General features: G+C 44.5%; 21 protein-coding genes. 9 read left to right on the forward strand and 12 right to left on the reverse strand.

Annotated features, from left to right (window positions below; translation table 11 throughout):
* Positions 1-336: 336 nt before the first annotated feature.
* A complete protein-coding gene (locus AACQ17_RS10175; protein WP_017048641.1) occupies positions 337-756 on the forward strand; it encodes a hypothetical protein in 420 nt (139 codons plus the stop codon).
* 153 nt (positions 757-909) lie between these two features.
* The gene (locus AACQ17_RS10180) at positions 910-3,714 is read left to right on the forward strand and encodes a TolB (RefSeq protein WP_094147713.1); all 2,805 of its coding nucleotides are present in this window, start codon (positions 910-912) and stop codon (positions 3,712-3,714) included.
* 121 nt (positions 3,715-3,835) lie between these two features.
* On the opposite strand, the gene AACQ17_RS10185 is transcribed toward AACQ17_RS10180, so the two are convergent.
* Positions 3,836-5,467: a methyl-accepting chemotaxis protein gene (locus AACQ17_RS10185; RefSeq protein WP_013856720.1), complete on the reverse strand. Its 1,632-nt coding sequence runs from the start codon at positions 5,465-5,467 to the stop codon at positions 3,836-3,838.
* Positions 5,468-5,930: 463 nt separating this feature from the next.
* Here AACQ17_RS10185 and AACQ17_RS10190 point away from each other — a divergent pair, with 463 nt between their 5' ends.
* Positions 5,931-6,698, forward strand: a complete 768-nt coding sequence (locus AACQ17_RS10190) for a potassium channel family protein (RefSeq protein WP_017044802.1) — start codon at positions 5,931-5,933, stop codon at positions 6,696-6,698.
* Between the two features lie 46 nt (positions 6,699-6,744).
* On the opposite strand, the gene AACQ17_RS10195 is transcribed toward AACQ17_RS10190, so the two are convergent.
* From AACQ17_RS10195 to AACQ17_RS10205, 3 genes are all read right to left on the reverse strand, one after another.
* Complete coding sequence (locus AACQ17_RS10195; protein WP_240507705.1) at positions 6,745-8,139, reverse strand: EAL domain-containing protein; 1,395 nt, start codon at positions 8,137-8,139, stop codon at positions 6,745-6,747.
* Between the two features lie 258 nt (positions 8,140-8,397).
* On the reverse strand, positions 8,398-9,318 hold the full coding sequence (locus tag AACQ17_RS10200) for an aminoimidazole riboside kinase (protein ID WP_019282397.1): 921 nt from the start codon (positions 9,316-9,318) through the stop codon (positions 8,398-8,400).
* Between the two features lie 84 nt (positions 9,319-9,402).
* Positions 9,403-10,842, reverse strand: a complete 1,440-nt coding sequence (locus AACQ17_RS10205) for a sucrose-specific PTS transporter subunit IIBC (protein WP_026028729.1) — start codon at positions 10,840-10,842, stop codon at positions 9,403-9,405.
* 273 nt (positions 10,843-11,115) lie between these two features.
* On the opposite strand from AACQ17_RS10205, the gene AACQ17_RS10210 reads away from it, so the two are divergent.
* The 4 genes from AACQ17_RS10210 to AACQ17_RS10225 all read left to right on the forward strand — a co-directional run bounded on the left by AACQ17_RS10210 (position 11,116) and on the right by AACQ17_RS10225 (position 16,445).
* Positions 11,116-12,102: a LacI family DNA-binding transcriptional regulator gene (locus tag AACQ17_RS10210; RefSeq protein WP_010319758.1), complete on the forward strand. Its 987-nt coding sequence runs from the start codon at positions 11,116-11,118 to the stop codon at positions 12,100-12,102.
* 118 nt (positions 12,103-12,220) lie between these two features.
* A complete protein-coding gene (locus tag AACQ17_RS10215; RefSeq protein ID WP_094148119.1) occupies positions 12,221-13,900 on the forward strand; it encodes a glycoside hydrolase family 32 protein in 1,680 nt (559 codons plus the stop codon).
* A 249-nt stretch (positions 13,901-14,149) separates the two neighbouring features.
* On the forward strand, positions 14,150-15,688 hold the full coding sequence (locus AACQ17_RS10220; protein ID WP_017044797.1) for a methyl-accepting chemotaxis protein: 1,539 nt from the start codon (positions 14,150-14,152) through the stop codon (positions 15,686-15,688).
* 25 nt (positions 15,689-15,713) lie between these two features.
* Positions 15,714-16,445: a transporter substrate-binding domain-containing protein gene (locus tag AACQ17_RS10225; protein WP_094148120.1), complete on the forward strand. Its 732-nt coding sequence runs from the start codon at positions 15,714-15,716 to the stop codon at positions 16,443-16,445.
* A gap of 94 nt (positions 16,446-16,539) precedes the next feature.
* On the opposite strand, the gene trhO is transcribed toward AACQ17_RS10225, so the two are convergent.
* From trhO to AACQ17_RS10260, 7 genes are all read right to left on the reverse strand, one after another.
* Positions 16,540-17,523 carry an oxygen-dependent tRNA uridine(34) hydroxylase TrhO gene (trhO, locus tag AACQ17_RS10230; protein WP_094148122.1) on the reverse strand — a complete coding sequence of 328 codons (984 nt, stop codon included), beginning with the start codon at positions 17,521-17,523 and terminating at the stop codon, positions 16,540-16,542.
* 90 nt (positions 17,524-17,613) lie between these two features.
* On the reverse strand, positions 17,614-18,396 hold the full coding sequence (locus AACQ17_RS10235) for a heme ABC transporter ATP-binding protein (protein ID WP_047691804.1): 783 nt from the start codon (positions 18,394-18,396) through the stop codon (positions 17,614-17,616).
* Positions 18,393-19,427, reverse strand: a complete 1,035-nt coding sequence (locus AACQ17_RS10240; protein ID WP_094148124.1) for a FecCD family ABC transporter permease — start codon at positions 19,425-19,427, stop codon at positions 18,393-18,395. Before AACQ17_RS10240 ends, AACQ17_RS10235 begins: the two co-directional genes overlap by 4 nt.
* A 10-nt stretch (positions 19,428-19,437) precedes the next feature.
* Positions 19,438-20,286 carry a heme/hemin ABC transporter substrate-binding protein gene (locus AACQ17_RS10245; protein WP_094148125.1) on the reverse strand — a complete coding sequence of 283 codons (849 nt, stop codon included), beginning with the start codon at positions 20,284-20,286 and terminating at the stop codon, positions 19,438-19,440.
* Positions 20,287-20,337: 51 nt separating this feature from the next.
* Positions 20,338-20,748 (reverse strand): ExbD/TolR family protein, encoded by a 411-nt coding sequence (locus AACQ17_RS10250; RefSeq protein ID WP_017048630.1) that lies wholly within the window; start codon positions 20,746-20,748, stop codon positions 20,338-20,340.
* Complete coding sequence (locus tag AACQ17_RS10255; protein WP_013856734.1) at positions 20,745-21,452, reverse strand: MotA/TolQ/ExbB proton channel family protein; 708 nt, start codon at positions 21,450-21,452, stop codon at positions 20,745-20,747. The genes AACQ17_RS10250 and AACQ17_RS10255 overlap by 4 nt, the downstream gene beginning before the upstream one ends.
* Positions 21,452-22,162 (reverse strand): energy transducer TonB, encoded by a 711-nt coding sequence (locus tag AACQ17_RS10260; protein WP_094148127.1) that lies wholly within the window; start codon positions 22,160-22,162, stop codon positions 21,452-21,454. The genes AACQ17_RS10255 and AACQ17_RS10260 overlap by 1 nt, the downstream gene beginning before the upstream one ends.
* Positions 22,163-22,467: 305 nt before the next feature.
* On the opposite strand from AACQ17_RS10260, the gene hutX reads away from it, so the two are divergent.
* Together hutX and hutZ are read left to right on the forward strand one after the other, a co-directional pair.
* Positions 22,468-22,977, forward strand: coding sequence for a heme utilization cystosolic carrier protein HutX (gene hutX / locus AACQ17_RS10265; RefSeq protein ID WP_094147125.1), 510 nt, complete (start codon positions 22,468-22,470; stop codon positions 22,975-22,977).
* A gap of 54 nt (positions 22,978-23,031) precedes the next feature.
* Positions 23,032-23,562: a heme utilization protein HutZ gene (hutZ, locus tag AACQ17_RS10270; RefSeq protein ID WP_094147124.1), complete on the forward strand. Its 531-nt coding sequence runs from the start codon at positions 23,032-23,034 to the stop codon at positions 23,560-23,562.
* 124 nt (positions 23,563-23,686) lie between these two features.
* On the opposite strand, the gene AACQ17_RS10275 is transcribed toward hutZ, so the two are convergent.
* Positions 23,687-25,837: a TonB-dependent hemoglobin/transferrin/lactoferrin family receptor gene (locus AACQ17_RS10275; protein WP_094147123.1), complete on the reverse strand. Its 2,151-nt coding sequence runs from the start codon at positions 25,835-25,837 to the stop codon at positions 23,687-23,689.
* Positions 25,838-25,947 lie beyond the last annotated feature (110 nt).

Consider the following 25,947-nt stretch of genomic DNA (forward strand, 5'->3'; position numbering starts at 1 on the left):
TGCGATAAAAGTGCAAGCTTTTTGATTCTCGTCAAGGTGTAGGTGAAAGATATGATTTACGAGGATGTTTGGTCAATCTTGATTTTCTTACCTATTGGTTAAGGTAAATTGAACAATGTGGTGTGATGCAATGATAAGCCTGTTAGATTCTAGGTTTGCACCGCATAGCCAGAACCAATTAATACACATAAAAAAATAACAAATGTTCTATTTAGAACGGCATCACTCCAGTGTTCAGTGATATTTAACCCACGTTTACTTTTAAGTGATGTTATTTTTGGGTGGTTTTGAATAGGGTAAAGCTATTGTTTTTTACAAATACCTATGATGTCAGTAATGTTTATGATGAAGATGAAGCCAAGCTATTACGTGATTCCTATGCTTATTGCATTTAATGTCCATGCGGCTGACAGTCAGTGTGATGTGATTTCCAGCCAGTTACACGATGTGAGCAATGGCTCTGAAGCGGTTGAACATTCTGGCGGGTACAGCGTTCGTGACAATCCGCCTATTCGCTGCGCCGAGGTCGTGTTTAAGACCAAACAGAGTTACGACAAAGTGGTTGCTTGGATGAATGATGATTTCACGGCGATTTATGTCGATGGTTCAGAAGCAACGTCCAATATGGTTCGATTTCGAGAGGATGATGTAAAAGCTGGCTACGTGAAAATGAAGGTAAATCAACCAATTACCGCTTATGTCTGTTTTGGTCAATCGAGCGTTCCGATCAGTCAAATAGAGTGCGATATAAAATAGATTGCTTAGCAATGTTAAGTGCCATCTCCTTAAATGGGGGAGCAAATGATAGTCAGGCCTTATCCTGACAAAGCCATACATTTCGATACCCAATCCTTTTCTCATTCAACGTACAATCGCCGCACTTAATTATTGAAAAGGGTTGTTGTAACGATGTCAGCAAAATTTGTACTCTCACCCATTATGGGTTTGATGGTTTGTTTGGGTATGCATACACCAACAGTATTGGCTGAGTCAGTCGCTTGGGATCAAGCTGGTCAGCAATGGCAGACTCAACAATCGCAACATTTTATCGTGCACTTTCGCAGTGAATTGGCCCAGTACGCGGCGCGTTCGTTAGATATTGCCGAGAAAGTGCATCAAGACCTTGCCAGTCAATTCTCAAAGATGCCAGCTGAAAAAACGCACCTAACGTTGGTGGATGACTACGACTATTCCAACGGTTGGGCAACGCCGCTGCCTTATGCTCAAATTCGCTTGATCTTAAATCCCCCCAGCGATGTCAATGGATTGGAAGGCAATGATGAATGGTTGCACATGCTCATCCGCCATGAGTACACTCACATTGTTCATATGGAATTAAATGAGCGTGCGGTCACCGGAGCTCGACGTATTTTTGGCCGTCACACACTGCTTTTCCCGCATGCAATGACACCCTCGATGCTGTTAGAAGGGTTAGCGGTTTACATGGAAAGCCAAAATGAACAAGGTTATGGACGTTTGCACAATAGCCATTTTGCGATGCAAATGCGTATGGAAGTGGCGAGCGGACAACTAGCTGATCTCAACCAAATCGTGGTAGCGAACAAACGTTTACCGCTTGGCAGTAATTACCTCTACGGCGCGTATTTTATTGATTATTTAGCCAAAACGTATGGCGAAGACGCACTCCAACATTTTTTAAGCGATTACAGTGGCTACCTAATTCCGGGCGTTTTCTTAAACCGAAGCGCTCAACGTGCTTTTGGTAAAGACTTTTTTGCGCTTTGGCAAGAGTTCCGTGCCGATCTAATCACGCAGTTTTCAGATCAAATTGTGCAAAGTAAGGAACAGTCTTCGGAGGCTCAATCTCTCGATAGCCAGCCGTTTGAATATCTATTAGCCAATGGTGGATCAGAGCAATTACTGGCTTGGCGTCGTGATGGGGTTGATCGAGCAAATTTAGCGATGTGGGATAGTAAGCAAAATCAATGGCAGCGTTTATTGACTACAAAAAGCTTAACTAGCCTCGATGTTCATCCCCAGCAAGGTATCGTCGCGTCACAAGTGAATAGTTATCTTGATGGACGAGTGTTGAATGATCTTTATCGCTACGTTGATGGGCAGTGGCAGCGTTTAACCGAGCAACAGCGCTTTACTCAAGTACGTTGGAGCCGAGATGGGCAAAGTGTTTTCGCTACCCGTCATGAACAAGGGTTGCCTGAGTTATGGCAGGTGACGCTGGATGGGCAGCAAACCCGCCTATGGCAAGGCACATATGGTTGGGTCATTGGTGATATGGCGCTGTCTCCGACAGGTGACATTTATGCTTCCGTGAAGCAGCCGTCTAGCGCTTGGAATATCATGCGTTTTGTCGCCAAAGAGCAGCGCTGGTTGGCTGTGACTGAAACATCAGCAACTGAGCATCAATTGAGTTTTACCCAAGAGGGAGATCTGCTGTTCAGCGCCGATTACACGGGGCGTTATCAGATCTACCGAATGGACTTAACCAGTCTGCAGCTAGAGCAATTGACCAATGAAATTGGTGGTGCTTTTTCTCCGCAATGGAATCAATCGCAAGGGCTTATCTACCAAGCTTATGAGCATGATGGTTACCATTTGCGCCACATTCCGGCGGTGACGGCTTTCAATGAGGCTCCACTGTCTTCCTTTGCCAAGGTGACATCCGTTGCTTCGACGCCGATATCTCAGGTCGAAAAAAGTGACACTACCGACTACTCACCGTTGTCGACTTTAACGCCACGTTATTGGGTTCCCGTTTGGCAAGGGGATGATAACCAATCGTTACTTGGTTTCTCGACCAGCGGTTCAGATGTGTTAGGGCGACATCAATATGAGATCCAAGCGGCTTGGGATACAAAAAATGCGTTGGCGACGTACCAATTGGGGTATCAATATGACAACCGTTGGCAAGCGACGCTCAGCCGAGAGCATGAGTTTAAGTTAAACCCATTGACCAATAAAGACGATCGCATTGTCCGTCAAGATGACTTGACGTTACAACGTAATTATTTATGGCATGGCCTCGATGATAACTTAACGTTTGGTATCGGAACTTATTGGCAGAAAGAGTCATTGATCAAAGCGCCTCAAAGTACGCGCTATACACAAGCCAGTGATGAGTGGCTAGCAGGGGCTGCGCTGCAATGGGATAACCGTGAAGGCTTATTGAATGTTCCTGGTTATGCGTGGGGTCATTACGCTGATTTGGTATGGGAGTCCAATGTTGGCGGTGATTACTCTGGACAAAAATGGCAGGCGCAGTGGCAAGCACATTGGGACCTCCCGGGGAGCTTCAATCTTACCACTCACCTTGCGGCAGGTTATGCAGATTCAAAAGCTAAAGCGTTTGAGCTAGGCAGTTACGAAGGCGACAGCGCGCAGCTCTATGGTCGCCAACAGATAGCGTTGCGTGGCTACAGCTCTGCGGCTCAAGTAGGGCAAGCCTACGCGACACAAAGTGTTGAACTAAGCCGCTTATTGTATCGCGCTGAACGAAACTGGAATTTGTGGCCAATTGGCTTGGGGGATATTTCAGGTTCTGTATTTGTCGACTCAGGATCAAGCTGGAACGATAACCAAAACTACCAAGCCCTGACGGGGATTGGTGCTGAAGTGCAGATCGATACCATCGTACTTTATGGCGGCACGTTACCAGTACGGATTGGTTACGCTCATGGATTAGACAGTAAATTAGGCAAAGATGAAGTGTATATCAAGCTAACGGCTCAGTTTTAACCGTTTGTTGAGGAGGAAAGGGTCGCATCAAATGCGACCCTTTTTGTGTTGTAAGCTGAAACAAGGCTTACTGACCACTCAAACATGAGAGCATGGTTATTTTTAACTAACAATGCGAGGGTTATACCTGAAAACGACTCACGGTATTTTGCAACATCGCCGCTAACTGGCTAAGTTCGACGCACGCTTGAGCGGCGCTGGAAGAACCTTGTGCAACTTGCTTGGCTGATTCACTAATGCGTTCGATATTGCGGCTGAGCTCTTCGCTAACCGAATCTTGCTCTCCGCACGCACTGGCGATTTGAATGGTCATATCTGCGATATGCGCGCTTTGATTACTAATGTGGTCAATCGCGATTTGAGTTTGGCCACTTTGCTCCACACATTGTCCCATAAGTACACTGCTTTGTGACGTCGCTTCACGAGCACGCAGTGCACATGTTTGTAGGCTTTGGATAATATTGACGATGTCGCCCGTCGATTGCTGAGTTTTGCCAGCTAAAGCACGGACTTCATCAGCCACAACCGCAAAACCACGCCCTTGTTCACCAGCACGCGCCGCTTCAATTGCTGCGTTAAGTGCAAGCAAATTGGTTTGGTCGGCGATGTTGCTTATCACGTCAACGACAACGTTAATTTGCTGTGCTTGTTGCTCAAGTTCTAATACGCGTTGTTCTGCTTGATCAATTTCTTGAGTCACAAGAGAGATAGCATTAGCGACGGAATCCATCTGTTTTGATCCAAGGATGGATTGTTGGTTACTTTCACGAGCGGCGTCAGAAGCGACTTCTGTGCTTCGTGCCACTTCTGCAACCGTTGATTTCATTTGCGTCATGGCCGTAGCAATGTGCATGACCTCGACCTGTTGCTCTTGCATGCCCTGTGATGTCTGTTCAGAGACGGCGCTAACTTCATCGACAGCATGAGATAGTTGAGTCGCTCCGGCGATGATCTCTTCCACCATTGAGCGTAAATTCTCTTGCATACTTGAACACGCATCGGCCAATTCACCTAGCTCATCTTGCCCAATATGCTGACGTGCTAATCGATGGCTTAAATTACCTCCAGCAATGGCGTTCGCTTGCTGTACAACCAACTGTAGTGGCTGGCAGATTAAGCGAGAAAGTAATAGTGTAATGAACACCATAAACGCTATCAGCGCAACGATGCTGCCTGTGGAAAATGAGGTGATAGCTTGAATAAGCGTCATCAGTTCAGAGCGATTTTTGGCAACAAAGGTTTGGTTTAAATTGAGAAGATCGTCAATCGCACTCTCTAGGCGTTCAAATGTAACCAAAGAGGCTGAGATATCCCCTTGAGCTTTTACGATATTTTGATTGAGGATATCGTCATTAAAAGAGCCCAGCGCAGTCAAGTAGTCACGCCAGAGGTTTTTAACTGGCATAAAAATCGAACGCTCGTGATCGGTCCAAACCGCACGCTCATAGGTGGCCAGTGCACTATCAATTGCTTGATAGTGTTCCTGCATCCAACGAATATCCTCCGTAATTTCGGCTTGATCGGTTGCGGAAAGCAAACTGATTTGAGCACGTCGCACAGAAGCCATATTGTATTTGACGTTATTGACCATCATCATTGATGGGAGTGTGTCATCCGTTAGATTGAGTAGGTCATCTTGTATTTCGTTCAATGAACGATATAGGTAATAACCGAAGGCGATGTTGACTAACGCGATAATAGTAAAGGCAAGCGCAATTTTTTTGCGAATGGCTAAATCTTTTAAAAAAGACATGGTAATAAGTGACCTCGGAGTAAAACAACGGAGTTATACCTGTCCCACTTGCAGTATTGCTGTATTGATCACGTTCATTGACGCCAATTCCACCATTTTATTGATGTTTTTTCGGCCTCACTTACTGGTCATCGACAGCATCTTAAGTGGCTTGGGTATCGGGTCACGTCCATATGAAAATAGAGAGATATCCATAAAGTTGTGCATCGTATCACAATTGAAACTTGACTCCTATGGTGTTTTTGAGATTTTTGTGAGTGAGATATTGGGTGTGGAGAGCTTAGAATAACGCTCAAGACGGTTATTTTAAGCTTTGTTAAGGTCACAATTCTTTACATCTCAACCACCTAGTTTATAGTGATTTCCATTTTGAATTGGGTGCTAATTGGGTAACGAAAGGGATGGTTGTACTGTTCACTTGGTACTTTTGGCGTTAAGGTAAACGGAAAAAGGTATTTGAATCATGAAATTAAAAACACGTTTACAGCTACTGTCTGCGATCGAACATAAAACTGAAATTCCGATGCTGCTGCTATCGGTAGTGTATGTGATCGTCGCTTTACTACCAGATATTGCACCTTTACAGCCCGAAGAGCTTGATTTTCTGGAGCACCTGCTTTGGATTATTTGGGCATTGTTTGCAACGGAGTTACTGGTTAAGGTTTTACTCAGCCCACATCCAGTGCGTTACATGGTAAAAAACTGGCCAGACGTGTTGATTGTGGCCATGCCATTCCTACGTCCGCTCCGTTTTTTACGCATTTTACTGATCTTGCCAAGAGCATGGCGTCAAACAAAGGCGGTACTGAGACAAAAAACGCTCAGCTTTATTGGGCTAACCAGCTTATCGACAGTGCTTCTTTCCGCGGCTTTTGTCTATTTGGTCGAAAAAGGCACGGATAGCCCAATCAATGATTTTTCTGATGCGATTTGGTGGGCAATGACCACGATTACTACTGTTGGTTACGGCGATATGTATCCAATCACTCCATTTGGGCGTGGTGTTGCCGTGTTTCTGATGTTGACGGGTATTACACTTTTCGGTTTATTGACCGCGAGTGTCGCCTCATTTTTCATTGAAGAAGATGGGCAATCAGCAGAGCATAATAGTGCACATCACACGAAACAGCTTAATAAAGTGTTAAAACAACTTTCTGTTCAACAACCTGTTCGCAAGCGTTTTCATTTAGCTCGCTACCGTGCTCAGTTGGCCTCTCGTCATAAGAAATAACCACTGAAGTTCTAGTTATCATCGTATTGGAATGCCAGAGATTGATCTAGGTGGTTTTAAGCAGAGTGATAAACTCACTGAGCGGCATAGGTTTATAAAAGAAATAGCCTTGTAAATAGTCAATTTCTCTTTCGTTCAAAAAATCAATTTGATCTTGGGTTTCCACACCTTCGGCGATGGTTTTTAACCCAAGTCGCTTAGCCAAATCGACTAAGTTTTCAACAATATGGCTAGAGATCGCATCACTACCGATCATGGTAATAAAGCTTCTGTCGATTTTTAAAATGTCAAACTTGAACTCTTGCAAATAGTTCAAACTAGAATGACCCGTACCAAAATCATCAATTGCTAGCAACACACCTATTTTATCCAATGACTGGAAGAGCTTTTTTGCTTCATCACTATCAATAACCAACTCTCTTTCAGTGAGCTCTAGCGTTAAAATATGTTTACGATTGTTGAAGGTTTCAATGAAATGTTTGCAATCATCAAACAAATTGGAAGCAACACAATGTTTGGCCGAAATGTTAAATCCAATACTGAAATGCTCTGGAAATTGTGACTGATGTAATGAAAGTTCATGCTCTACTTGGGACATTAACTGAGTCGTAATAGGAATGATTAGCCCAGATTCCTCCGCCAGGGGAATAAAAAGATCGGGCCTCACTAATCCATGAACAGGATGTTGCCAGCGGGCAAGCACTTCGATATGGCAGAGCTGGCCACTACCATCAACGATCGGTTGTACATACGGAATGAACTCGTTGGATTGAATAGCGCGTTTTACTTCTCCTTGCATTGACGAAGCTTGGCCGAGTTTCCAATAAGCAAAGCCGCCTAAACCAATACTCATAAGAAGAACTAACATCGTGCTGGTTTGTTTGGTGTTTTTAAAATAAAGCCAATAGTCGTCCAATGTCAGCTTAGCTGAAAAGGTATAAGGGTATTGAGAGGATATGAGGCTCAGTGTTGTTTGAACCTGCTGATTCGATACCCTCCCTTCACTATTTAATTTATGTTCACCAACTCCAAAATAGAGAATTCCATAATCTTTTAACAGAGTAATAGTGTTGGTTAGATAGTAGCCATTGACCCCCGTTATTACCGAACCTTTGGGGTATTGCCGATGAAAAGTGAGCACGGGCATTAATGGTGTTAGCCGATTACCATCGGATAAATAGAGTTCATGTGCCGTATAATGCTGAGTGCGGTAAAAAGTTTCGCCGTGTAATGAATTACAATAAACGTTTGAATCTTTTGCCAAGTTTAATGTGCGTATATCGGGTGTGGTGGCAACAAGCTCTCGTAAATATGGAAATACCTCTTTGCATTCCATCTGTAGGTAATATGACGCACGTTCGTTAGCGACTTCAGCATTTCGAATGACCCGATTAAACTGAATTTCACCTACTTTGAGTTTATCTTTAATATAATTGTTCAAATCAGTTTGTGTTTGCCAAGCGATAATTGGACTAGCAATAATAATAGGCAGCAAGCAATATAAAAAGCTAACTACCCATCGTTTAGATCGTTGATGTTTTACTAATCTTTGCATTAAGTCTGGTGGTTGTTTGCGTGTTGATGCCATAAGTGTAGCAAATAGATTTAGAAAACCATTAGTTTATATTGATTTCCATCCCAAAATTGTCTCTAGTTATTTTGTTTTTCTATCTATTGTGTCTTACGGCAGCATTATCATTTAGCCAATCCATTGATCAAGCATGTGTTTATCTGGTAGCGCTGTCATTGCCCCTTTTTGGGTGGTGGCTAATGCTCCGCAGCCATTAGCCCATTGCACTGCGTTTATGATAGTACCCTTAGTAAACCACTCTTTATGTAATGACAACTGGCAAAGTAATCCACCGACAAAAGCATCTCCGGCACCTGTTGTATCGATAGGTTTTACGGCTTTTCCCGTAATCATTGTTTGCATCTCTGCTGTGATCACCAGCGCTCCTTTTGCGCCTTGAGTAATGACAATCAGCGGAATGTTCAATTCTTTCACTGAGATTAATCCCTGCTCAAGGCTAGGGCGCTGCGTGAGCAAGAGCAGTTCGTCATCGGAAAACTTAACCACATCTGCCATTGCCACCACGCTCATCACCACTGGGATCATCTCTTCGGAGTTAGGCCAAACCTCTTCTCGTAGATTGGGATCAAAACTGACAAATCCCCCGTTGGCTTTGATGCGTTTAATCGCTTCAATGGTAGTGCTGCGACTCGGTTCACTGGCCAGTGCAATGGAGCAACAATGCAGCCATTCGCCCGCTAAAAAGGTGGGAATATCTGAACATTGGATGAATTGATCCGCGCTAGGTTTCACCATAAAGGTAAAACTGCGTTCGCCGTGCGAGTCTAAATCGACCACGACGGTTGATGTTCTTTGCTGTTCATCCAACTGCAAATATCGGGTGTCTACTTTCTCTTCGGTTAATGTGGATTGCATAAAGCGCCCCATAGGGTCATTACCCACACGGCCAAAAAAGGCGCTATTACCCCCCAATCTTGCGATGGCAACAGCCACATTCGCCGGAGCACCGCCCGGACATTTTAGATAGTGTGCTTCACCATCAGGAATTAAGTCGACGACCGCGTCGCCTGTCACCCAAACTCGATTCATTTTTTCTTCCAATATCCGTGTTATTCGCTGAAGAAATAAGCCCACTCACATCGAGCGGGCTTAGGAGCATAACAGCCTTGGGGGTTACGCTGTTGCTTGTTTATCAAGCTTTGCGCGCTCTTTAGCACCCAAAACAAGTGTTAAGGTAAAGGCAATGACAAAAGAAATCAGCATACCAATCATGTAGTAGCTGATTTTCTCTGGGTTAATGGAAATCACTCCTGGAAGCCCAGCCGCGCCTAACGCTTGTGCTTTGACATTAAACAAGGTGATGAATGCACTGGCACAAGCTGAACCGATGATCGCAGCAATAAATGGGTAGCGAAGTTTCAGGTTTACACCGAACATTGCGGGTTCGGTAATGCCCAGAAGGGCGGTCACACCTGATGGAATCGCAATGCCTTTTAATTTGATATCTTTGGTGTTCATACCAACCGCTAAAGCTGCTGCACCCTGTGCGACGTTTGACATGGCCGCAATAGGAAAAATAAACGTACCGCCAGTAATGGCGATGTCAGCCAATAGTTGTGTTTCGATAGCAATAAAGCTGTGGTGCATGCCAGTAATCACAAACGGCGCGTAGATAAAGCCAAACAGTGCACCACCAATGAAGCCAGCAGAATCGTATAGCCAGTTCAGCCCATCACCCAATAGAAAGCCGATATCGCGGGTAATCGGGCCTACCAGTGTGAAGGTTAAAAAGCCTGCAATGAAAATCGAGAGCATAGGCGTCAGTAAATTATCCAGTACAGAAGGGATAATTTTGCGCAGGCCATTTTCGATTTTTGCAAGAATAAAGGCGGAGACTAAAACGGGTAAGACAGAGCCCTGATAGCCGACTTTCTGGATCTCAAAACCAAAAATATTCCAAGTAGGGATGGTGCCTGCGACAGACGCGCCGCCAAATCCCCAACCATTAAGCAGGTCTGGGTGAACCATCAACATACCTAATGCAGCGCCAAGGAATGGGTTGCCGCCGAATTTTTTAGAAGCAGAAAATGCCAACAAAACAGGAAGATAAACAAAAGGGGCGTTAGCGAAGGTGTTGATCATGCTGGCAAGATCAGCCAAGCCCGGGTTGGCATCAATCAGTGACTGCCCTTCGATAAAAAGCCCAGTGGCTGTCAGTACATTGAACAACCCCATCAATAAACCGCCAGCAACGATGGCCGGGATAATAGGGACAAAAATGTCAGACAACCCTTTAACGGCGCGCTGCACTAGGTTCTGCTTTTGTGCTCCCGCGCTTGCAACATCATTGGTTGACATTTCAGCAAGGCCGGTCAGCTTGGCCATTTCCGCATAAACTTGGTTAACGATACCGGAGCCAAAAATAATTTGATATTGGCCAGCGACTTTGAATTGTCCTTTGACACCTTCAAGTGAATCAATGGCTTGTTCATCAACCAATGCGTCATCTTTTAGCGCTAATCTTAAACGTGTTGCACAGTGAGCAAGGGCTTGGATATTTTCTCTGCCACCTAATTGCTCTAATAATTGTTTTGCTATGACTGGATAGTTCATAACCCACCCCGGTTGTTGTTTGGTATCCAGATGACTTGATCTCTTTAAGATAAGCATGGTGGATAAAATTAAAATAAGTATTTTTGGGAACGTTTGCAGAATGGATTTTTGATGAATAATTCAAAGTAGTCAAAAGCCAACCATTGATTCTGTGAATTAGATCAGTAAAAGAGAGATCGATAATTCTACAAACAGCGTTAGAATCACACTATTCGAGCGTTTGCAGCGCTGAGTTTTGCAAACAATCCCAAAACAGAATGAGTAAGGTTATGTATGTCGAGTTTGCACGATGTCGCTAAGCTGGCCGGAGTTTCTAAATCGACGGTTTCACGCGTTGTAAATGATGAGTATGGTGTTAAAGAGTCTACAAAAATCAAAGTGTTAAAAGCTATTTCCGAATGCGGCTATATGGTCAACCAAGTCGCTAAAGATCTCAAATCACAAAAAACCAATTTAATTGGAGTCATCGTTCCGCGAGTCTCTTCGCATGCGACAGCACAAGGCGTTGATGGTTTAAGTGCCATATTTGAACAAGCGGGCAAACACGTGTTGCTTGCCAATACTCATCAAGATCACGCTAAAGAGTTGGAATATATTCAAATATTTAATCAAAAGAGGGTCGAAGGCATTGTACTTTACGCCACACACCTTGATATGCCATTAGTGAAAGCAATCCAACAATCTAATGTCCCGGTGGTATTGGTTGGGCAAGATGGTTCACTGCACGATATCCCAAGTATTGTTCATGATGATCTTCGCGTTGGATTCGAAGCGGGTAAACGGTTGATAGCAAAAGGTTGTCAACACATTGGTTTTATTGGTGTTCAGAGCGATGACGTAGCGGTGGATTGCTTGCGTTCTCAAGGGTTAGAGCAAGCACTGGGTATCAACAATTTAACCCTGTTGTTTCATGTGCGTGGTGATTTTTCGATTGAATCTGGTTACTTACAAGCTAAAACATTAATCACGCAATACCCACAATTAGATGGTCTTTTTTGCGCAACCGATAGAATTGCGGTTGGAGCGGTGAAAGCACTACAAGAGTCTGGAGTTCAGGTTGGATCGCAAATAAAAGTATTAGGAGTTGGCAATGATGAGCTCGCATTTGTCAGTAACCCAAGCTTATCAACATTCAACTATGCCTTTGATAAAGCAGGTGAAAATGCAGCCAAGATGTTGCTTGAACGTATTGCTGGTCGTGGGCAGGAGATGAGTAAAGTCGTGTTAACATTCCAAAATATCGAACGTGAAACCGGCTAAGTCTGAAGGTACTTGCTGAGGGGAAGCCCGCATAATTGAGGGCAATATTTCACCAATGCTTGCAAGCAGGCTTATTTTTTTATATTTTGCAATCGTTCCCAGAAATTGAGTGTAAGTCATGTCATTAGAAACAGTGCCAGTGGAAAAAATGTCATTTGAAGAGATGGTGAGATTAGTTGGCGGCCCGGCCAATATTCAGCGAGTACTCGCACCAAGAGGCGAAATCGTTATTGCGCTGCGAGATCCAGCTTTAGTCAATGTTTTGCCTAGCCACATGCGATTGCGTGAAGTGCTCGGTGAATGGCAGCTTTCATTTTTGATTCAACAAGATAGCATCAATGAATATGCCGATGAACTGATCAACAGTTTAGGTCGAATGATTGACTCTCAGCTGCGGCTTAATGCGTACGCCTATTCCTCGCCAAACGATTGTCCCTTTCGTCCAACGTGGCATATTTCTCCGCCGCAAGGGCTGCTCAATGACCCAAACGGTTTCATTTATCACCAAGGAAAATATCATCTTTTTTATCAGTGGTATCCTTATGGGTGTGAGCACAAGGATAAATATTGGGTACAACTGACGAGTACTGATCTTATTCACTGGCAATGGCAAGGTATTGCACTGACTCCATCAGATTGGTATGACAGTCACGGAGTTTTTTCTGGTCATGCTTTAAGTCACAACGATGAGTTGATGCTTTTCTATACTGGCAATGTTCGGTTAGGTGAACAGCGATTGCGTCAAACAACGCAGTGTTTAGCTGTGTCGCAAGATGGCCTCCGTTTTGAAAAACGTGGCCCAGTGATCCGTAATTTGCCAACGGGTGTCACGGAACACATTCGCGACCCTAAAATAGTGCGCCACCGAGGCAAATGGCTCATGTTGCTTGGCGCGCAAACAACGCAGTTGCAAGGTCGGATCGCTATTTACCATTCACATGATCTTAAAGAGTGGCATTTCGATGGTCTATTTGGTGAAGAAATCGCACCGCTAGGTTACATGTGGGAATGCCCTGATATGTTTGAAATTGCGGGCCAAAGTTATTTTGTTTTTGGCCCTCAAGGGATTATTTCAGATAACGTGAACCACACAGTTGTCCATCAAAATCGTATTGCAAAAGTCTTATGGGATGAAAATGATCATCCTCACTTTTGTCATCTGCAACCACTGGATCACGGCTTTGATTTTTATGCTCCTCAAACAATGCAAACGGCAGACGGGCGGCGCGTCTTGTGTGCATGGATGGGGCTGCCTGACGAAATTAATCATCCTAGTTGTGACAACGGCTGGCTGCATCAACTTACGGCACTGCGTGAGTTGAGTGTTGAGAATGGTCAACTTATTCAAAGGCCTATAAAGGAGCTAGAGCAGTTATGCAACCAGCCGGTAAGTTTGGAGTTAAGCGATAAATGCACCATTCTCAACACCAAAAGTTTTGAAATGTGTATCACTTTGCCGTGGGGGGCAAGCTTACGTTTGTTTGAAAAAGATGAGCAATACATTGAACTGAGTTTGGATGCCCAGCAAAAAGTATTACGCTTTGATCGTTCCCATACTTTGATACGCCAAGGTGATGTGATTCGTGAATTGGCCTTAGAATGTGAACAGGTTGAGCTGCAGATTCTCGCGGATAATTCTTCATTAGAAGTGTTCATCAACGGCGGAAAAGCAGTGATGAGTGCAAGAGTGTTTACCGAACAAGAGGCGACAGGAGTATCACTATTAAATGCGTTGGTTACGGCCAAATACTCTCCTATCCAGCCCGTCAGCGCTTCTTCATTCGCTACTCAATTCTAAATTAAGCCGAAAGTAAACTTTCGGCTCAAAAAATAATAACCTTTTTCTTTCTTGGTCTATCCTTAAGTAAAAGATAAGTGAGATCAACATGATCGGTATGAGTTCAGACAATAGCAGAGATGATATTGACCTCTCTTCTGGTCTGCATTGTCCTATTCATTAAACACAAGAGTCAGATGGTTATCATGCGGTGCGATGAAGTCAACGCACAGTGCTTAACTCATACCATTGATTAAGGCGAAATGAAGTATGTGGAAAAGTGTCAAAGTGATCTTTGTTACCCAAGTTGTTCTGGCAGTGTCCATTGTGTTGGGCATTTCTAGTTACATTGATTACCAGTCAAAGAAAGCGGAGCTACAGCATAGCCTAGATACATCAATCTTGAATGCAAAAGAGCGCTTGAGCTACAGCCTACCTAAAGCAATTTGGGATTTTGATTTACATGCCGCCAAACTCACTATTTCAGCAGAGTTAAATAACCCAGACATACAAGCGGTTAGAGTGAAAGATGCGGGTGGTACACCACTTCTTTTCCTGAGTACATCACCCGACTCTCAAGATGTCAAAGAGATGGAACCCAATGAGGGGAAACAATACGAATCCATGCTCTCTTCGGTGCAAAAGCTCACCTTTGTTGAGTATGAAAAGGAAAATGAAGTTGGTCAGGTAGAGCTTTTCTATAACACAGATAGGCTAGAAAAAACCTTGTTACAAAGTCTGCAATATAGCCTGATTGAGTTGCTGATTTTAGATAGCGTAATGATTGTATTCCTAATTTTGGCGTTAACGAAAACCGTCCTTCGCCCGCTCAACGATTTGACAGAGCGAGTGGCCGATCTTGCAACCGGTGAAGGGGATTTAAGTCGTATCATTCCAGAACCCAAATATAGAGAGTTTTCGCAGATCATCCGCAGTATTAATCATTTTACGGAGTCGCTAAGGGAGATAGTTGTACAAGTAACGAATGCTTCTGTGCAGTTAAAAGACACCGCAGAGATGAGTGGTCAGGTTGCCATGAGAAATGCGCAGCAAATTGATCAACAAAAACACAGTTTATCGACTGTCGCTGCCGCTTCCACACAGATGAGTCAGTCGGTGGCAACAGTGGCTGAAACCGCTAATGACGCCGCAAGGCAAGCAAGTGAGGCTTCTCAACTGGTCGATAATGTTTACCAATCAATAGAACGCTCCGCTGCCGAGATTGTAAACATGCGTTCCGAAATGGGTTCGGTAAACGCGGAAATGCATAAGCTGCTTGATGAAGGGCGAAAAATATCAACGGTGGTCGGGGTGATTAATGACATTTCCGAGCAAACCAACTTGCTGGCACTGAACGCTGCTATTGAAGCGGCACGCGCAGGTGAGCATGGCCGTGGTTTTGCAGTAGTGGCTGACGAAGTGCGCAACCTTTCGACCAAAACTAGCCAATCCACCGAACAAATCCAAACCAATATTCGCTCACTTAGCAGTGCAACAGAATCGGTTGAGCAAGAAATTATTCGCATCTCTAATTTGTTAGAAAGCACCGCTAAGCGAGTATCAGAGTCACAACATTCTGTTGAGCAGGTGAAAAATACTATCTCTGAAATTTCTGAAAGAAATGGCGAGATTTCGCATGCTACAGAAGAGCAGAAACAAGCCATTGATGAAGTCAGTCAGGCGATTGTTGAAGCATCAGAGGCCACTAATGAGCTGTCGAGTAGTGGTCAAGATAATGCTCAGAGAACGAAAGAAGTTCTTCAACTGAGCTCAAACATCAAAACTCATATGCGTAAGTTCAAAACATAAGTTCCACCTTCAAGGAGAAGAAAGTATGAAGCGTCTGTTGATCTTTATTTTCAGTATGATGATGGCCTTACCGAGTAGCTTTGCTGCTACTATTACGGCTGCGCAAGATCCATGGCCACCGTTCATTTCACCGGATAAAAGCATGCCGGGGCTATCGGTAGAAATCGCTGTTGCGGCTATGAAAACACAGGGCTATGACGTCAATTTTCAAATCATGCCTTGGTCACGAGCATTAGATGAGGTGAGTAAAGGCAGAATTGATCTGTTGCCCGCAACTTGGTATACGCAGGAGAGAACGGCTTATTTACTTTACAGTGACTCATATTTAGAAAATGAACTGAGCTTTATTAAAAGAGCAGGCGATACTTTCGAATTTTCAGGTTTAAATAGTTTGAGTGGCAAACAAGTTGGCATCGTTAGGGGCTATGGTTATGGGGATGACTTTTTATCCGCCACTAATTTCAACAAACCAGACGCTAATGATCTCACGACTAACTTGAAGAAACTGCAAGCCAAACGAATTGATCTTACCCTTGAAGATAAGTTGGTTGCGTTATCGACCATGAAAGAGGCGGGCTTAAATAGCAGTGATTTTCAGTTTACCACGGCATCTTTGTCTAAAAATCCTTTACATGTTACCTCAGGCAAAGCGAACCCTAATGCGCAGAAATATATTGATGCGTATAACAAAGGGTTAGCTACGATTAAAGCTGACGGAACATTTGATGCCATTTTAGCGAAATACGGTATTCAGTGATTTTTTTTAAAAAAAAAGGCCGCAGTTTTAACGCTGCGGCCTTTTTCTATTCCAATAGGAGTTGAATCCTTTGAAGTAAGCATTGGGGTAAATATTAGCGTTTTGAGCCGCGCTGCTCAGCTTTACGTGCTAATTTTTGCGCACGCTTTTGCTCGATCAGTGATGCGGTATCGCCGCCAATGTGTGCTTCTCCACGCTGTTTTGCGAGCTGAACTTGTTTTTCTCGCTCACGGAAACGGGCCAGTTGTTCCGCAGAGTGAGTACCGAAGCAGGATGGGCAACTGACGCCTTGCTCGTAGACTTCGCTCTGTTTGTCTTCATCGGTAATCGGCAAACGGCAAGCGTTACATACATCGTAGTGACTCTCTTTTAAAGCGTGCCCTACAGCCACTCTGCCATCAAACACATAGCAGTCACCTTGCCATAAGCTCTCTTCTTGCGGCACTTCTTCTAAGTATTTCAAAATGCCACCTTCGAGATGGTACACCTCATCGAACCCTTGCTCTTTTAAATAAGCCGTGGATTTTTCACAGCGAATCCCGCCAGTACAAAACATCGCTACTTTTTTGTGTTTCTCTGGTGCGAGGTTCTTCTTCACATAATCAGGAAACTCACGAAAGGTTTCAGTGTGTGGGTTAAGCGCATTTTTGAAGGTGCCGATTTGGATTTCATAATCATTACGGGTATCGACAACCAGCACATCAGGGTCTGAAATTAGCGCATTCCAGTTTTCTGGTTTCACGTAAGTGCCCACAACGTGACGAGGGTCAATGCCTTCAACGCCCATAGTGACAATCTCTTTTTTTAGCTTCACTTTGGTACGGTTAAATGGCTGCTCTGAGGCTTGTGATTCTTTGTAAACCGTGCCTTTCAAATTCGGTTCAGCATCAAGCCAAGCCAGTAGCACATTTATCCCTTTGCGTGTTGATGCCACGGTGCCGTTAATTCCTTCACTGGCTAATAATAGCGTGCCACGAATTTGGTTTTCCTCCATTAGTTCAAGAAGCGGTGCTTGCAGCTCTTGGTAGTGATTGAGTTCAACAAACTTATAGAGTGCACAGACGACGTACTGACTCATGGGGTACCTTTTAAAAAACGATATAAAGAATTGAGGCGCATTATAGCGAAGGGACGCGCCCACAAATACGGACAATTATTAAGGACAATATTAGATGGGGTAGACCATTGGGAAATCCATGGTTGGATGTGCGGCGACAAGCGACGAGTAGCCATACACCTGCTCAATTCTTTCTGCATTGAGCGCTTCCCAAGGTGGCGCATCACAAACCAGTTTGCCATTGTGCAGCATCACCATGCGATCTGCATATTGAGCCGCAAGGTTGAGATCGTGCAGCACGACTACAACAGCGCACTGCTCTTGGCGTGCTAATGAACGTGCAATGCGCAGTGTATTGTGCTGGTGAGTCAGATCTAACGCTGACGTTGGTTCATCCAGCATCAGGATTTTTTTGTCACCGGAGTGGTGAAGTTGAGTTAATACCCGCGCCAGATGTAAACGTTGTTTTTCACCACCCGATAAAGCTGGGTAGAGATTGTTCGCTCTATCGCTGATATCGGTTTGTTGCATATAGTGTAGCGCGACTTCACTGACTTGTTGGTGGCTTAAATTTAATGGCAGTGCGCCTAATTCCACCACTTCTTGAGCGATAAAAGGAAAGCTCAACGTACTTTGTTGCGGAAGAATAGCCAAGTGCTTTGCTAACTCATTCGGTAGCCACAGTGCTTGCGGAACACCGAAGTAAGCCATTTTGCCTGTTGATGAGATTTCACCGCTGAGTATTTTCAGCAAGGTACTTTTTCCAGCACCATTGGGGCCAAGTAACGCTGTGACTTGACCTGAAAAAATCTCAATATCAATCTTATCCAAAATGGTTCGATGGCCAAATTTAACCGATATATTACTGGCTTGGATCGCTGCCGTTGTACTCAAAATACTTTGCCTTTTTGTTGAAACAGAAGATAAAGGAAGAAAGGTGCACCCACCAGCGCAGTCACAATCCCGACAGGCAGCTCCGCAGGTGCCACTGCTATACGGGCAAACATATCGGCGACAGTGAGTAAGAGTGCACCAAGTAAAGCCGAAATGGGGATCAAACTACGGTGATCGGGGCTAACCAGCATCCGGCCTAGATGAGGGATGACCAAACCGATAAAACCAATCATACCCACCGCGCTGACGGTCACTCCAACGCCGAGTGCGCTGAGTAAAATCATTGAACGTTTAAGCCGTTGCACAGAAATGCCTAGATGACGCGCTTCAGACTCGCCAAGTAATAGTGCGTTGAGCGCCATCGCTTGACGGGAGAAACAGACGAGCAGCAGCAGTAAGGTCACAGCGCACAAGAGAATATTTTGCCAGTTTGCACCCGCCAGTGATCCCATTGACCACAATGAGAGATCGCGTAGCATTTGATCGTCTGCAACATAATTCAAATAGCCAATACCCGCCCCCGATAGCGCGCTGATGGCGACGCCTGCGAGTAGCATGATGGTGACGGAAGTACCAAATTTACTGGTGCCTAATCGATAAACCAACAAGGTAGTCAATGCACCGCCTAAAAAGGCAAAAATAGGTACCACCGCAGCGCTCATCCACGGGTTGGAAAACAGCGCTAAATTGGCGAATAGCACAATCGCAAGTGCGGCTCCGAGGGCTGAACCTGCCGAAACACCGATAATGCCAGGCTCAGCTAATGGATTACGAAACAAGCCTTGCATCACCGTTCCGCACAGCGCCAAAATTGCGCCGACCAACAAGCAGAGCAGGGTACGCGGAAAGCGTATTTCGTGGATGACTAAATTGATGTGCGCGGCAATGTCATTGGAGTGCAGCACGAGACTTTTTATGCTGTCACTGAAGCTGATATTCATTGGACCAACGGTGACAGAATAAAGGCTCACTAAGATTACCAAAACTAACAGCGTCGCATTCACCACATTTTTTGAGAGATGACGTAACAAAATAAGCTCCTTAAGGATAGAGCAATGCGTTTAGACGTTGCGCTTCAGCCAAGCTTTTAAGGCCTAACCCGCCGACGAGAGCGTGGCCATCGATGGTGATGATCTGCTTATTTATCCCAGCCGGAGTTGCTACTAACGTCGGTATGGATTGCAAAATGGCGTCTGCTCCTCCGAGTTTTTCATAACTGCGGCCACTGACTAAAATCACGTCTGGTTGCATCTCAATTATCGCTTCCATCGACAGTGGTTTATAAGACGTCACTTGTTCAGCGGCTGGGTTAACCGCGCCAGCCAACTCAATAATGCTGTTTGGCGTGGTGTCACTGCCCGCCACGTTAGCTGCTCTTCCTTCGTGGATAAGAAGAAATAGCACCTTTTTCGGAGTCTTGTGGGTAGATTGATGGTGGATTAACGCCGCTATTGTGCTTTGAACTTGCTGTTTGAGCGCTTTAGCTTGAGGCTTTGCATCAGCGAGCGTCGCGATTTGGTCAATGCGTGCCAACAACCCCTGTGGTGTGGATTCATCATTCACCACCTCGACGTTAACGCCAGCGCCTTTAAGCTGTTGCAATGTGCTTTCTGGCCCCATTTCACTAGAACCAATCAATTGTGTTGGTGCTAAGGCTAATAATCCTTCTGCGGATAATTGGCGATGATAACCGATTTTTGGGAGAGCAAGATCGTTTGGAATTTCACTGGTGACATCGACCGCAACAAGTTTATTTTGTGCGCCTAACGCAACGAGGATTTCGGTCACCGCGCTGCCCGCACTGATAATCCGTTCTTGCGCGCAGAGCCAAGGTGAGAAGATGAAGAGCGTTATGGCAACAAGCCAATGAGAAAGAGAGTTGTGTGTCATCGTGTTGTACTCATGAAAATCATACGGTTTTTAAAAGCGCGTATGAATAGGCTATTGGGGATGATCGGTTAATAACTGCGTGGCAGCGATGCCATTGTCTTGCAAGAAAGCCAACAATTTAACCAACTGCTGCACTTCAGCGGTTTTGTCTGCGCCAATCACGATGGGGCGATCACTCGCTTTGCTTTGTTCTAACAACGCCAATGTGAAGTTATTCCAATCGATATACTGTTTGCCATCGATAGCCCAGTAAGGTTCGTGCGCCAGAAGATTCACTGTGATTGACTGCTTGTTCACTTCACTCACGGTGGGTGAGTCGGTTGTTGGCAATGAAACGTCTAATGACTCAAATTTAACTGCGGCTGTAAGCAGTAAAAACACCATGACAATAAAAATGATATCCAACAATGGCGTTAAATCTGGCATTAATGAGGATGAGTTAGAGTGCGGTGTCTTAATCATGATGCATTAACCACATCATTGTCAGAGACGTCTTCATACTTAGCTACACGCTCTTGTTTGGTGGTGCAATCATGCTGTAAAGAAACACCTTCGAGCCATAAGTTGACATAATTTAGTGTGTGCTCAAGTTTTGCCATCACTCTGTCAGCCCATACGCCAAGCAATTGAGCGCCGGTAATTGCGGGAAGTGCGATCAGCAAACCTGCAGCCGTGGTTCGCATCGCAATGCCTAGGCCATCCGCAAGGTCGTTTGGCGTAATATTGCCAGAAGAGAGCGCCACCCCTTTGAACATTTCAATCAAACCTAACACAGTGCCAAGTAAGCCTAGCAGCGGGCTGATCACACCAATCAAAGATAAAATACGCAGTCCTGAATGCAGTTGATGACGCTTTTCTTGCAACCAAATGCCCGCCGCATCTTCACGTAATCCTTTAGAGAAATCGTGATGAGCAAGTAGCATGGCAACCCCTTTATAAAGCAATGGGCGCTTGCTGGAAAATTCACTGGCTAACGCCTCAATTTGCGCTGTATTGGTCGGTGATATTTGGTTGAGCGCACTACCGATCGCACCTTTTCCAACACCAAGGCTAAGCAGTACTTGGAAAAGCCGTTCAGTAATGATCATGGTCGCAAGTGCTGAGCAGACAAAAAGAGGCCAGGCCATCAGGCCAAGTTGTTGTTCTAGTTGAGTAAGTAGTTCCATTATCCTTCCAATTTAAAACGTACTGGGATTTGCACTCGGTGGGCTATTTTTTCACCGTTCACCACTTGAGGAGAGAATTTCCATTGTTTGATGGCATTAAGAGCTGATTCATCCAGCAGCGCCGCGCCCGACGAAGAGAGCAAAACCTGTTTGATTTGGCGGCCGTTTTCGTCTAACCACACCTCATACATAGCGACCCCTTCAATTCCTCGTTTTTGTGCAAGCCTTGGATAAACAGGAGGGGCTGGGCGAGTAACAAAAGACGGCGCATCGACTAATTTCGGTTGATTAGTTGCGCCGCTGCTGCTTGGGGCGGCGGCGGTTTTCGGTGTCGATTCAGCGCTATTTTCATTCTCTGTAGAGGATGTCACAGCTTCCTTTACAGGAGTTTGCACTTGTGCTGATTTTGTCGGTATTTTAGGAGCCGGTTTGTCTTTTACCGGTTTTGACAGGCTCTTTTTCTGCACCACTTTTTGCGGCTCTTTTTTTGCTGGTTTGGGCTTGTTGGCTCTCTTTTCTGGAGGTGGGGTTTTTGCTGCTTGCTCTTGTACTACCTGAGCTTGAGGTTGAGCCACAAAGTTAATCGACACTGAGGTGGATTGATTTCCCGCAGGCATGGCAAACACTTTTGATTCGTCATCAACAAACAAGATCGCCGCGTGAATCGCGAGAGATAGACTGCCAGCGACAAGATATCTAGTGAAATTCACGTGGTACTCCATATAACAACAAAGCGTTCTGTCTGATGAAGGGATTATTACTCAACATCAAAATAAGATCAATTATCAATTGCATTATCATTTGCATCAAATTATGATTTTACGAATTTAAAAGCTGGGTTAGAAATGCCTTGTTAGCACAGGGGTTTCCATCAACCATAATCAATCATAAACAACCTGAATTAATTCACCCTTGCCATAATTTTACTTACTAGATCGGGTTTTTAGTGGCGATTAATGTGATGTACTGAGCCAGCGTAAGGCGATTTAAAGCGAAGAACGAACTGGAAATGAATATGGATTTACTTGAACAGAAAGTGGCCTCTTTATTAGAGCAACAACCGACCTTATTGCCGGCAGCGATGGCGCAAGAGTTGGATGTGACCGAATTTGAAGTGGTGCAGGCATTGCCTAAAGAGATGGTTGCGATTGTTGATGGTGCTCAAGCTCAATCGCTGTTGGAATCATTAGCGGATTGGGGAATGGTCACAACGATTGTCCACTCTTTTGGCTCTATATTTGAAGTGAAAGCGCCTTTTCCAAAAGGGAAGTTGGCTCGTGGCTATTATAACTTGATGGGTAAAGAGGGTGAGTTACACGGCCACTTAAAGTTGGAATCCATCCAACACGTTGCTTTAGTCAGTAAGCCTTTTATGGGACGTGAAAGTCATTACTTTGGTTTCTTTAGTGAGCAAGGCGATAACATTTTTAAAATTTATCTAGGCCGAGATGAAAAGCGCGAACTGATTGCAGACCAAGTCGCACGTTTTAGAGCATTACAACAAGACGTTCATTCCAACCAATAATATTGATATAACGATAAGCCCTGAACGCTGAGCGAAAGGGCCGAGGAGAAAGTCATGGATCAGCAGATCAAACAAGAGCGATTACAAGGACGATTGGAACCTGAAATCCAAGAGTTTCGTCAAGAACGTCGTACATTGCAATTGGCTACAGTGGACGCGGAAGGCCGTCCGAATGTGAGCTACGCGCCATTTGTGCAAAACCAAGAAGGTTACTTTGTGCTGATTTCACACATCGCTCGTCATGCGCGTAACTTGGAGGTGAACCCGCACGTCTCCTTGATGATGATTGCAGATGAAGAATCATCAAAACAGATTTTTGCCCGTCAACGGCTGACGTTTGACGCCGTTGCGAGTGTTGTACCACGTGAAACGGCGTTATGGCAGCAAGTCATTGGCCAAATGCAAGCTCGTTTTGGTGAGATCATTGACGGCTTAAGCCAGCTGCAAGACTTTGCTGTATTCCAATTGAAAGTAGAAAAAGGTCTTTATGTGAAAGGCTTTGGCCAGGCGTATCAAGTGTCTGGTGATGACATGGTTGATTTTGTGCACCTTGATGAAGGGCATAAGAAAATATCTAACGCGTAATCTTAATCGCTCAAGATACATTGGACATTGGAAGAAAAGGCTAGTTATCTAGCCTTTTTTATTGAGGAGTTCATGGAACAACAAAGCCAGCATAACGCTGGCTTTGTGAATAATGGTTTAATCGCTAAAACTCATATTTAGCGGTAATAGCATAGTTACGCTCAGCTTGAGAGTAGTCGTTATCTAAGCTTGTTTTACCGCGGATATCATTCCAACGGTAGTACTCTTTGTCGGTTAAGTTAAATATACCCGCAGTAATCGTGACATCTTGCATTGGTTTAAAGTAAGCGGTGATATCAACAATGGTCGCACTCGGCAGTTCAACTTGGTTTTTTGTGCCGCTATTAAGCTTATCACGGTTGATATTACTGGCTGATTTCGCAGCAGTATAATTCAACTTCAGGCTAGTCCCCCAAGTGGTACTGTCATCATCATAATTTAGTGCTGCGACAACATTCCATGGGTTTACGCTGTTCAATGGACGTCCGTTACCATCTTCACCTTTGCTATAACTTGCCGCTAGGCGTGTTGATATACCATTCGGGGCTCCAATTAACTGATCCAATTTTAATTGATTTGATAATTCAATTCCTTTGATCGTCGCTTCACTTAAGTTGACATAAGAGTAGTGCTCTATCTTGTTCTCTTTCTTTGTTATGACTTGTTCAATGAAATCATCATAATCGCTATAAAATGCAGAAATTTCAGTTGCCGAGGAGTTTGTATTGTGACGATAACCCAATTCATAGGCCAAGCTTTTTTCTGACTTAAGGTATGGGTTTGGATCGTTCACATAATTGTGAGCAATGTTGTCATACGTGTAGTACAGCTCAGTAAAGTTAGGGGCACGGAAACCTTGGCTGACTTGAGCAAATACCGAATGTTGATTATTGATGCGGTACAGTGCACCAAGACGGCTGGTGAGTGCTGAATCGTCAAATTTAACGAGGGGTTCTGTGGTGCTACCACCGGGATCGGTGCTAAATGAATCATAACGAAGGCCTGGTGTGACAATCAAATTACCGCTCAAAAGGGTGATCTCATCTTGAACAAAGAGGCCGATTTTTTGGTCTGTAGCATCCGGTGTATAAACCAAAACTTGATTTGGCGTGGCAGGATCCGAGTTGAGTTCTGTATTGGTATTTGAAATATCGCTACTGGCAAAACTTAAACCATAAATAAAGTTATGTTCGGTTTGACCTAAGGTAACTAACTTATCCAGTTGCGTTTCTAATTCAATTTTATCTTCATTATAGAAGTAATCTTTGGTTTGTTGGTTGTCCGCATTCGCTGGAGTGTAAGGAGGCCTTCCTGACGATGCTTGCTGAAAACGGTGCGTTAAGCCGTTATCTTCTTTGCTTTGCCAAGATGCTCGGCTAGTGATGATGTCTGCGATGGCAGAGTCAGCTAGCCAAATGTGTTTGATGCCAAGGCGATACTGTTTCGTTGTATCTTGACCATGATAGTTTTTGTAACTGGAATGAGCGATATCAGAATCTGTTTTGTTATGCAGTGCTTCACCAAAGAACTCCAAACGGTGAGCATCGCTCAGTTGATATTGGAGCTTAAGTAGCAAGTCATTTTTTGCACTATCTTGACTCTCTATCGAATAATCTTCTTTACGATCTGCAAAATTTTGTTGCTCTTGTCCATCACGGCGAGTATAGGCGACCAAGGTCTCTAAATTGCCACTTCTATTTGCAATGGCAATATGTTCACTGAAAGATTTATCTTCTGAAGAGTAGGAAAGCTTTGCTTGTCCGCCTGTGGTTGCGTCTCCTTTTAGGAAATCACGAGGATCTTTGGTGTCAAAAGCGACGACACCACCAATGGCATCACTGCCGTGAAGGCTTGACGCCGCACCTTTGATGACTTCAACACTCTTTACCATATCGGGATCGATACTGATAGCGCTCGAATTGACAAAAGAGTAAGGACCTCCGTCGAATGCTTGTCCTTGTGTGACTCCATCAACCATGATTTTGATTCGATTACCTTCTACGCCGCGAATATTGATGGTCTGTACACCTTGGCGAGATGAGCTATTGGTTGAAACTCCAGGGGTATATTCAAGGATAGCTGCGACATCTTTTGCCATATTGGCTTCAATGTCTTTGCTCGAAACGACAGCAACAGAAGCGGCGGTATTTTCGATGGTTTGAGAAGTTCGCGTTGCCGAAACAACGACCTCATCGAATCGAGAAACTTCTTCTGCGAGAGCAGCAGGGGAAAGCGCTAGTAATATTGAGGCTGATAGTAGTGTTTTAGTGTACATCTGAGTTATTACCTTATTCATCAATAATAGATTCAAGCTGTGCGCAATGATATTGGATCTAAATGGTAATTACTATCATTTGTATTTGTGTGCTGGGATGAAATATAAAT

Source organism: Vibrio sp. V10_P2A27P122 (genome assembly GCF_963874335.1).
GTDB lineage: Bacteria > Pseudomonadota > Gammaproteobacteria > Enterobacterales > Vibrionaceae > Vibrio > Vibrio anguillarum.

Coding starts and splice junctions, on each gene's coding strand:
- AACQ17_RS10220 (WP_017044797.1), top strand. CDS start 14,150: ATGTGGAAAAGTGTCAAAGTGATCTTTGTTACCCAAGTTGTTCTGGCA.
- hutX (WP_094147125.1), top strand. CDS start 22,468: ATGGATTTACTTGAACAGAAAGTGGCCTCTTTATTAGAGCAACAACCG.
- AACQ17_RS10225 (WP_094148120.1), top strand. CDS start 15,714: ATGAAGCGTCTGTTGATCTTTATTTTCAGTATGATGATGGCCTTACCG.
- AACQ17_RS10185 (WP_013856720.1), bottom strand. CDS start 5,467: ATGTCTTTTTTAAAAGATTTAGCCATTCGCAAAAAAATTGCGCTTGCC.
- AACQ17_RS10190 (WP_017044802.1), top strand. CDS start 5,931: ATGAAATTAAAAACACGTTTACAGCTACTGTCTGCGATCGAACATAAA.
- AACQ17_RS10255 (WP_013856734.1), bottom strand. CDS start 21,452: ATGGAACTACTTACTCAACTAGAACAACAACTTGGCCTGATGGCCTGG.
- hutZ (WP_094147124.1), top strand. CDS start 23,032: ATGGATCAGCAGATCAAACAAGAGCGATTACAAGGACGATTGGAACCT.
- AACQ17_RS10210 (WP_010319758.1), top strand. CDS start 11,116: ATGTCGAGTTTGCACGATGTCGCTAAGCTGGCCGGAGTTTCTAAATCG.
- AACQ17_RS10175 (WP_017048641.1), top strand. CDS start 337: ATGTTTATGATGAAGATGAAGCCAAGCTATTACGTGATTCCTATGCTT.
- AACQ17_RS10275 (WP_094147123.1), bottom strand. CDS start 25,837: ATGTACACTAAAACACTACTATCAGCCTCAATATTACTAGCGCTTTCC.
- AACQ17_RS10245 (WP_094148125.1), bottom strand. CDS start 20,286: ATGACACACAACTCTCTTTCTCATTGGCTTGTTGCCATAACGCTCTTC.
- trhO (WP_094148122.1), bottom strand. CDS start 17,523: ATGAGTCAGTACGTCGTCTGTGCACTCTATAAGTTTGTTGAACTCAAT.
- AACQ17_RS10250 (WP_017048630.1), bottom strand. CDS start 20,748: ATGATTAAGACACCGCACTCTAACTCATCCTCATTAATGCCAGATTTA.
- AACQ17_RS10200 (WP_019282397.1), bottom strand. CDS start 9,318: ATGAATCGAGTTTGGGTGACAGGCGACGCGGTCGTCGACTTAATTCCT.
- AACQ17_RS10180 (WP_094147713.1), top strand. CDS start 910: ATGTCAGCAAAATTTGTACTCTCACCCATTATGGGTTTGATGGTTTGT.
- AACQ17_RS10205 (WP_026028729.1), bottom strand. CDS start 10,842: ATGAACTATCCAGTCATAGCAAAACAATTATTAGAGCAATTAGGTGGC.
- AACQ17_RS10215 (WP_094148119.1), top strand. CDS start 12,221: ATGTCATTAGAAACAGTGCCAGTGGAAAAAATGTCATTTGAAGAGATG.